We start from the raw sequence: 8,450 nt of genomic DNA on the forward strand, positions 1-8,450 counted from the left end.
CGTTCGCCGGCATTTTTCTTCTCTTTTCTCACTCAGAAAGATCACGTTAATGTCGACGCCGAACCGCCGTCCGCCACCCAGTCTGACACCGTGGCTGTTTCTCGCACCGGCAATTTTGTTTTTTTCAGTGTATGTGATCTATCCGGTTATCCAGTCGGTCATGATCAGCTTTCTCGATTGGGATGGCCTCGGCGAGAAGACTTGGGTCGGCTTTGAAAACTATCGCGATCTTCTCGACGACCCCTCATTCTATACGTCGCTCAAGAACAATGTTATCTGGCTTTTGCTTTATCTCGCGGCTGTTCCTGCGGGCTTGGCTGTCGCGCTCTTCCTTAACCAATCTGTCTTCGGCATCCGGCTCTATAAGTCGCTTTTCTTCTTCCCGTTCGTGATCAGCAACGTTGTCGTCGGCCTGATTTTCAGTTGGTTCTACGCCCCGAATCTTGGGTTGCTTCCAAATATTCTGGATTGGTTGTTCGGCACACCGATTGCGGTTCTTGCCGAAGAAGACCTCGTTACTTACGGGATCATTGCGGCAGGGCTTTGGCCCCAGATCGCCTATTGCATGATCCTCTATCTTACAGGTCTCAATTCGATCAATTCCGAGCTGATCGAGGCCGGGCGACTCGACAATGCGAAGGGATTTTCGATGCTCTGGTATGTGGTCCTGCCACAGCTCAGGCCTGCCACATTCATCGCAGTTGTCGTGACTGTCATAGGTGCGCTGCGATCCTTTGATCTTATCGCTATCATGACGTCCGGTGGCCCTTACGGGTCATCACGTGTCCTGTCATATTTCATGTTTGAACAATCCCTGTCCGAGTATGGCACCGCTATGGGATACGGCGCTGCGATCGCAGTCGTTCTGTTCGCCATCATGCTCGTCTTCATCAGCCTGTTCATCGTGCGGATGCTCGCGCAAGAGAGGAACGCGTAATGTTTCCCACGCCAATTGAAAACTCGTCATCGCTGATCCGAATAGGCTACAAGGTCATTCTGCCTATTGCGCTGTTCCTCTGGCTCCTGCCGCTTTTGGGTATTGCCTTCACGTCAATCCGCCCTGCCGCTGATCTGGACGCTGGCAACTATTTCGGTTGGCCGTCGAACTTTGCAGGTGTTGAAAACTATACGTCGGTCTTCACACGCAGCAATATCGGCTACTACATTCTAAATTCTTTCAAGGTGACGATCCCTACTGTGATCGGGACTTTGATCCTGTCAACGCTCGCAGGCTATGCGCTTGCGATCTACAATTTCCGGTCCAATCTGATCATCTTCTTTCTGTTCGTCGCCGGGAACTTCGTGCCATTCCAAATCCTTGCAATTCCTGTGCGTGATCTGTCGATTGATATGGGGCTTTACGATACCTCCATTGGCCTTATCATGTTCCACATTGCGTTTCAGACCGGGTTCTGCACGCTCTTCATGCGGAACTTCATCAAGGCGCTGCCAGTCGTGTTGATCGAGTCCGCACGGGTCGAGGGCGTGAACGACTGGAAGATTTTTTACTACATCGTACTACCGCTTGTTCGACCGGCAATCGCTGCGCTAGCCGTGCTCGTCTTCACTTTCATCTGGAACGACTTTTTCTGGGCAACCATCATGTCCCAGTCGGTCAGCGTGCGTCCAATCACGGCCGGGATCAGTGAATTGAAAGGCCAATGGAAAGCAGCGTGGGAATTGATTGCCGCGGCTTCAATCATCGCTGCACTCCCACCTGTCGCGATGTTCTTCATGATGCAAAAACACTTCATAGCTGGCTTGACGCTCGGCGCAACAAAGGGCTGAGGGCAATCCGATGGCAAAAGTAGAACTACAGGATGTAAGAAAGAGCTTCGGAACGCACGAAGTCATCAAGGGCATCGATCTTGAAATCCCCGATGGCGCCTTCTGCGTTTTCGTTGGCCCGTCAGGCTGTGGGAAATCGACACTTCTGCGCATGATCGCCGGGTTGGAGCATACAACTGCAGGCACCATCATGATCGGTGGAAAGGACGTGACCATCGTGCAACCTGCCAAACGTGGTGTCGCGATGGTTTTCCAGTCCTATGCTCTCTACCCAAACATGACAGTGGCAGAGAACATCACCTTCGGTCTGCGTATGACCAACCAGTCGAAGGCCACCACCGAGAAAAAGTTAAGCGATGCTGCGCTTATCCTAAAACTTGACCGGCTACTAGATCGGAAGCCTGCGCAGCTTTCGGGCGGCCAAAGGCAGCGTGTCGCCATCGGTCGCGCGATTGTACGCGAACCCGGCGTGTTTCTTTTTGACGAGCCACTATCAAACCTCGACGCCGCACTTCGGGTCGAGATGCGGACGGAAATTTCTCGACTTCACGCCGAGCTCGACAGCACGATGATCTACGTCACGCACGATCAAATCGAAGCGATGACAATGGCCGACGTCATCGTCGTGCTGAATGCGGGCCGTATCGAGCAAGTTGGCTCGCCTCTGGAGCTTTACCACAACCCCAATTCTCTGTTCGTGGCCCAGTTTATGGGTTCGCCAAAGATGAACACATTCGCTGTCGAACTCTCGGACTACGGTCATCGCAAAACCAAGGTGGACCTTCCAAACGGAGGCTTCATCGTAGTCGACGGGTCTGAACGTTTGTCCGGTCCTGCAGTCTTGGGCGTGCGGCCGGAACACATCACGATTGACACGAAGGGCGAACTGAAAGGCGAGGTTGTCCTATCGGAGCGTCTTGGTCCGGAAACGATGCTACATGTCGATGTGGGTGAGACCGAACCTGTGATCGTCAAGGAAGATGGCCTGAACAAGCTGAGTAGGGGTGATCAATGCGCGCTTAAGATCGAAGCGGATGCGTGTCATCTCTTTGCCTCTGAAGGGCAGACGATCCGCTCGGGCTCGTTGCTCGACTGAGGGAGTTTCATCCTTTGAAGCTTTGTCTGCGAAACACGGCTGGGGACACGCTAGTGCGTTCGGAGAATGCTTCGTAGAATGCCGAGACCGATCCAAAACCACAGTCCATGGAGATGGTGACGATCTTCTGATCGGTCTCTGCAAGCAACATCTGGGAGTGTGCGATCCGCATGTCGGTAATGTGGCTCTTGATCGTCCGGCCAAGCATCTTTTTGAAGAGCAGAATCGCGTAGTTAGTCGAAACCCCTGCCACCTGCGCGACGTTTGAACTGTTGATCCCGTCCGCATAGTGCTCAGCGACATAGCGCAGCATCTTTTCAAACTGAACGACGGCATTGCCGCCGATAGCTTTTTCCGTTGTCGCCTCATTTGGTTGGTGGAGCACGTCCCAGCCTTCCAGTGCCATGCGCCGCAGCCGGGCCTCGACTTCGCTGGCATGAAGGCGTTGCCACTCCAAGTTCTCTTGATCAAGTTCCCTTGCCCATCGCTGGGTTAACGGTCCATCTCCGGGATCTTGCTCCTTGCTTAGCAGCACTGCGCCACTGAGAAGCGTGTTCACGAAGGCCGGAGGGAGCGACCAGCGAAGAAACTCCGACAAGGAGACGTAAGCGTTTGTGATCCAGCCGTCAGCATTCACACCAACCGCTCGGTGTGGAAAGGCTGCCCAGAACACGCAAAACCGATTGCGCTGGATCTCTATCTCGGTTCCCGAAAAGGAGTAGAGCATGTCGCAGTCGACAAGATAATTCAGTTCTATCGAGGGGTGAAAGTGGAAGTGTTCGACGAAGCTACCAGGTTGATGGTGTTGCATATAGACCACCCGGTCTTTCGAGACGTAACCTGAATGAGCGTAGTGTGAGAGGTATCCTCGCTCGGCTTCCAAACCTGTCATCTAATTGTCCTCGCACACGGGCAAAAGCGCTCGTACGTGAAGTCGAGGGCTTACTTAGAAATCCTAACATGAACCTTCGTGAGATGCGACCTTGCAGAAATCGATCTGTACGACAGCAGCCTCAAGATCTGACCCGAAAACCACTTGTTCAGAGATAATTATTTAGCACTGCGTATTGACAGACTCTAGGCGCAAGACTTCACGCTCTTTGAACGGTTTGAGGTGTTCCAAGTTTGATCTCCAAGGCTTCAGCGCCAATCCTACTGACCTGTTTGAAATTCAACAGGGCCAAAAAGCGCGTAAGCCGACATTAGCCGCAGTGCATCATCTTGGGAGGTATGGGCTCACCCCGGACCTTAGCTGCAAGGCGGGCGGATTGCGGTATGGCGGACGAAGTGAGCCTTCGCTGCGGCTGCACCAAAGGCTGCTTTGACAAACCTATCAGTCATTTAGCAAAACCTGCTTTGAATAAACGCGCCCGCAGTTCGTTCAGTTTGTCGGTGTCTTTCAGAGGAACGCGATCAAGGTCGTTGACGCAGATATCAGGCAACACTTTCTGACAAGATTTGACGGTTTTGACCGCGTCTTCTTCGTGACCTAGCGCCACATGGCTTGCGGCTAAAACGAAATGCGCGAAGTACCATCTTGGCATTCGGTGTATCGCCCGCTCTGCCCACTCGATCGCCGTTTCAAAGCGTCCGGCCATGTAATGGGCCAAAGCCAAGCCAGAAAAGCGAAAGAAAATACTTGGGTCGAGCGGATTGGAACGGATGGCGATTTCCTGATTGGCGATAGCCTCATCCGAGCGTCCAAGGATACCAAGCAAGGTGCCAAGACTGCCATAGGCCAGTGAACAGTTTGGGTTGAGAGCAACGGCGCGTTCCAGGGAGGCAAGCGACTCGTCGTATTTGAGCAGCCCCCAGCTGTCACTGTACCCTAATTAATCAGAATCCGGTTTAGAATTATCCTGTGGTATCAATGGTTGGCTGTACCCTTAATTTTCATATTGTACCGTTAATTACCATACTGTACCCTTTATTAGCATACGGTCGGTTTTGTGGATAAGTGCTGACCAGTTGGGGCAGGGGATTGGCGTGGTCAGCGAGCGTCTAGCAAAACATCGAGCTTCGGTTCTCCGTCCAATTTTGGAGCTTGAAAAGAACGGTGAGCCGATCAGTTCCGCGATCGGAGATGCCGCCTGGGAACTGGGTTTGGCAAAGAGCCATGCCTGGTCGCTTTATCGCCGTTTGCGTGAGAACGATGGGCGGGCTGCGGCGCTGGAGCTCTCTCGCCGCGGGCCGAAACCGGGGTCGAAACGGGTCACGCGAGAAGTTGAAGACCTCATTGATGTGCGCCTGCGGCGCTACTACCTGGTTCGCGAGCGATCCAGTTTTTTGCGCATTTGGCGAGAGATCCGTTCGGAATGCGAGGCAAAGGGGTTCCAGCCACCGACCCGAAAGACGGTAAAAGCTCGGCTTGATGCAATGGATGAGAAAGAGATCGTTCGAAGGCGCCGTGGCGCAAAGGAGGCGAACAAGCGCTTTGCGGCACGCCCTGGTCGGCTTGCGGTCGGAACGCCGCTGGACATTGTTCAGATTGATCACACCTTGGCCGACATAATACTTGTTGATCACGTCAATCGGCGGCCGCTTGCGCGGCCATATCTGACGGTTGCCATTGATGTCGCAAGCCGGATCGTTCTTGGAGCCTTTGTCAGCTACGATGCACCGTCGGTTCTGTCGATCGCGCTCTGCCTTGATCACTGCATGCGCCGTAAATCGATCCACGTCCCCGGGACGCTGGAAGAGCTAGTGTGGCCGACGTCGGGTATCCCGAAGGCAATCCATGTTGACAATGCCCAGGAGTTCCACAGCGAAGCTTTCTCATCGGCTTGCGAAGATTGGGGTATCTCCGTCGAATATCGTCCGCCAGGTGCAACTCACTTCGGTGGCCATATCGAACGTCTGATCGGGACGGCCATGGGGGCAGTACATGTGCTGCCTGGGACCACCCAGTCTTCGGCCACCGAAAAGGGCGACTATGACAGTGAGAAACATGCCGTCCTGACCCTGGCCGAGTTCGAAGACTGGCTTTATCTGGAGATATGTCGCTACCACAATACACGTCATGAGGCACTCGGACGAACGCCGTTTGCAGCCTGGGCTGACTTGGGCGGGGATACTGCAGGACGGCAGGTTGTCGACGTCGAAGCCTTCCGGACAAGCTTCCTGCCTTTTGAGTGGCGCCAGCTCGGGCGTACCGGGATCACGCTCTTTGGGGTGCACTACTGGAGCGATGCCTTTGCGTCGTTGGTCGGACGGGGCAGCGGCAAGGTGCAGGTGAAGTATGACCCGAGAGACCTGTCACAGGTCTGGGTTCTCGTCGATGACGAGCGCATGATCCTGGCGCGGTATCGGGATCTGAGCCATCCCCGGATATCGCTTTGGGAAAGTCGTCGGGCGCGGAAGGAATGGCAGGACAGGCATGGAGGCCGGATCAATGAGAAGGCCTTGTTCCAGGTGATTGACGCGCAAAGACGACTGGCCGAGGCGGCGCGTCAGAAGACAAGGACTACTCGTCTGGAGAGTGAGCGCCAAGCCCGGCTTCCCAAGCAACAGCCGCGCCGCGATCCGTCCCGGGAAATGTTTGCGATCGATACCGGCAACCCTGATCTTCCCACCTATCCGATTGAAGAGTTCGATGACCCCAAACGAAAGAATTGACCGTATCCGCACCGATCACTGGATCGCATTCGACCGTGCAACGATTGTTCTCAACCGACTGACATCCCTGATGGAAATGCCGCATCAGAGTCGGATGCCGGGCCTGATGGTTTATGGCAGTTCCGGCATTGGCAAGACGATGATTGCGAAGCGCATGGCGAGCAAATACCCGACGCAGTACAACGCAGAACTGGGCGTCACGAAGACACCCATCCTGCTGGTTCAGGCACCGCCGGCCCCGGACGAGCGGCGGTTCTATCAGCATATCCTGTCGACGATCGGGGCCCCGATGTGGGGCCGCCATACCGTGTCCGAGCTCGAGGTGCGCGCGCTCAGCCATCGTCGGGACATGGACCTCAAGATGCTGATGATTGATGAGGTGCACAACCTGCTCGCGGGCAGTTATCGGGAGCAGCGCAGGTTCTTGAACATGCTACGCTTCCTGGCCAACGATCTCTGCGCTACGCTCGTCGTCTTCGGTGTCAACGAAGCCCTTGAGGCCGTCCGCGGTGACGACCAACTGGCCCGTCGGTTGGACGAACATTATCTGCCGCTCTGGGAGGACGATGTGGAGTTCTCTCGGCTGATCCAAACGTTGATCGCCGCGATGGCACTCGAGGAGCGGTCGGGCCTGACGGTGGCGTCGCTTCGAACGATCTTGAAGGTGACGGGCGGCGTCACCTCGCGCGTGTTTATCATGATCAAGTCTTTGGCCATCGAAGCGATCGAGACCGGTGACGAGCGGATCACCGACGAGGCAGTTCAATCCTGGCAGCCGGTATGGGCGAAGCACGCCTGGAGTATTCCGCGCCAGCCCATGGCAGAGTTCGGGTGAACGTGAACCCTTTGCCGCGCCGCCCGCCGCCGGTACCCGACGAGCTCCTCTCGAGCTGGATCGGGCGGTTGGCGCGGGCCAATCATTGTTCAGTCGAAGAGCTTTGCGGCTATCTCGGATTGGGGCAGGGCAGGGTGCCGGAACGTATGAACGATCTCGGACAGGTGAACTGGGCTCGTCTGTCTCCGGCGGTTGAGCAGACGCGGGATGATATCGCGGCCATGACGCTTCCGGACACGATGCATCTTCCGGTTCAATATGTATCGAACGATGACTTCCAGGTTTGCATAAACTGTATGGTCCAGACGCCCGATGTGATCCTACGGCACTGGCGCTTCGCGTGGTCGCTGACTTGCGAAAACTGTGGTCGACCCCTTATGGCGAAATATCTAGCTGACGGCATCTCCGATAGGCTGCGTGTCCGCGCATCGCGCGGTGCGGCCGTGCTGAAGACCGCAGTCCTAGACAACGATCTTCGATGCATGCGCAGGATCTCCTTCACCCTTTCCATCCTGAATTTGCTCGGTCTGGCCCACACCGCGCAGCTTACTTCTCGGGGCCAGTTGGAGAGATCGGCAGCACTCGCAGCGGTCGATGTTTGCACAACCCTTCCGTTGTTGGGCGCAGCGATCCTACTGCGTGGAAACGACAGGGCATTCTGGGAGCTCCGCCGCGTCTTTCCTCAACATCGCCGATTAATCGAGAGAGTCCGCAGGTTGTCGCAGGACCTCGAGATGCGTCTTCCGCGCCGACAGAAATTAGAGCCTTCGCCAAAGAAGGAAACGCAAAGAGCGAACCGACCAGTTGCGTCCGAAGGTGGCCTGCGCGCAGCCCGCCAGGCCATATCCGAGCTTGGATCCAATGCGAGCCGATAGACTCTCTTGGTGCGTGCCGATTCAATCTGGAAGCGCAAAAGCAGCATCATGCGATGATGCGGTACCCTGTGGATATATTGTAATTAAGGGTGCAAAAACCGCCGAAAAGGCGTCCAATCCGTAGATTCTGATTAATTAGGGTACAGTGACAGCTTTGCTGAGCGGGTAATCCCCCCGAAATTTAGGGGTGTGCTGAAGTAGAATTTTCTCGAATGATGAAAGAGGAGATTCTGATGAAGAA

The 8,450-nt window shown here is 55.2% G+C and carries 8 protein-coding genes; 6 read left to right on the forward strand and 2 right to left on the reverse strand.

Annotation, left to right across the window (positions count from 1 at the left end; all coding sequences use genetic code 11):
• Nucleotides 1–49 precede the first annotated feature (49 nt).
• From Q0859_RS20690 to ugpC, 3 genes are read left to right on the forward strand one after another with little or no spacing between them, the layout of a single operon-like run.
• Complete coding sequence (locus Q0859_RS20690; RefSeq protein ID WP_299154897.1) at nucleotides 50–937, forward strand: sugar ABC transporter permease; 888 nt, start codon at nucleotides 50–52, stop codon at nucleotides 935–937.
• Complete coding sequence (locus Q0859_RS20695; RefSeq protein WP_299154899.1) at nucleotides 937–1,788, forward strand: carbohydrate ABC transporter permease; 852 nt, start codon at nucleotides 937–939, stop codon at nucleotides 1,786–1,788. The genes Q0859_RS20690 and Q0859_RS20695 overlap by 1 nt, the downstream gene beginning before the upstream one ends.
• A 10-nt stretch (nucleotides 1,789–1,798) precedes the next feature.
• A complete protein-coding gene (ugpC, locus tag Q0859_RS20700) occupies nucleotides 1,799–2,884 on the forward strand; it encodes a sn-glycerol-3-phosphate ABC transporter ATP-binding protein UgpC (RefSeq protein WP_299154902.1) in 1,086 nt (361 codons plus the stop codon).
• 7 nt (nucleotides 2,885–2,891) lie between these two features.
• Here ugpC and Q0859_RS20705 read toward each other — a convergent pair whose 3' ends face one another.
• Nucleotides 2,892–3,776, reverse strand: coding sequence for a helix-turn-helix domain-containing protein (locus Q0859_RS20705; RefSeq protein WP_299154904.1), 885 nt, complete (start codon nucleotides 3,774–3,776; stop codon nucleotides 2,892–2,894).
• 445 nt (nucleotides 3,777–4,221) lie between these two features.
• Nucleotides 4,222–4,692: a tetratricopeptide repeat protein gene (locus Q0859_RS20710; protein ID WP_299154915.1), complete on the reverse strand. Its 471-nt coding sequence runs from the start codon at nucleotides 4,690–4,692 to the stop codon at nucleotides 4,222–4,224.
• Nucleotides 4,693–4,921: 229 nt separating this feature from the next.
• Between Q0859_RS20710 and Q0859_RS20715 the strand changes: the two genes are divergently transcribed.
• Genes Q0859_RS20715 through Q0859_RS20725 form a run of 3 tightly spaced genes read left to right on the forward strand, consistent with a single transcriptional unit; the run spans nucleotide 4,922 to nucleotide 8,209 of the window.
• Nucleotides 4,922–6,499, forward strand: coding sequence for a Mu transposase C-terminal domain-containing protein (locus Q0859_RS20715; protein ID WP_299154906.1), 1,578 nt, complete (start codon nucleotides 4,922–4,924; stop codon nucleotides 6,497–6,499).
• On the forward strand, nucleotides 6,477–7,334 hold the full coding sequence (locus Q0859_RS20720; protein WP_299154908.1) for a TniB family NTP-binding protein: 858 nt from the start codon (nucleotides 6,477–6,479) through the stop codon (nucleotides 7,332–7,334). Before Q0859_RS20715 ends, Q0859_RS20720 begins: the two co-directional genes overlap by 23 nt.
• A complete protein-coding gene (locus Q0859_RS20725) occupies nucleotides 7,280–8,209 on the forward strand; it encodes a TniQ family protein (protein ID WP_299154910.1) in 930 nt (309 codons plus the stop codon). The genes Q0859_RS20720 and Q0859_RS20725 overlap by 55 nt, the downstream gene beginning before the upstream one ends.
• Nucleotides 8,210–8,450 lie beyond the last annotated feature (241 nt).

It is taken from the genome of uncultured Tateyamaria sp. (assembly GCF_947497045.1).
Taxonomy (GTDB): Bacteria; Pseudomonadota; Alphaproteobacteria; order Rhodobacterales; family Rhodobacteraceae; genus Tateyamaria.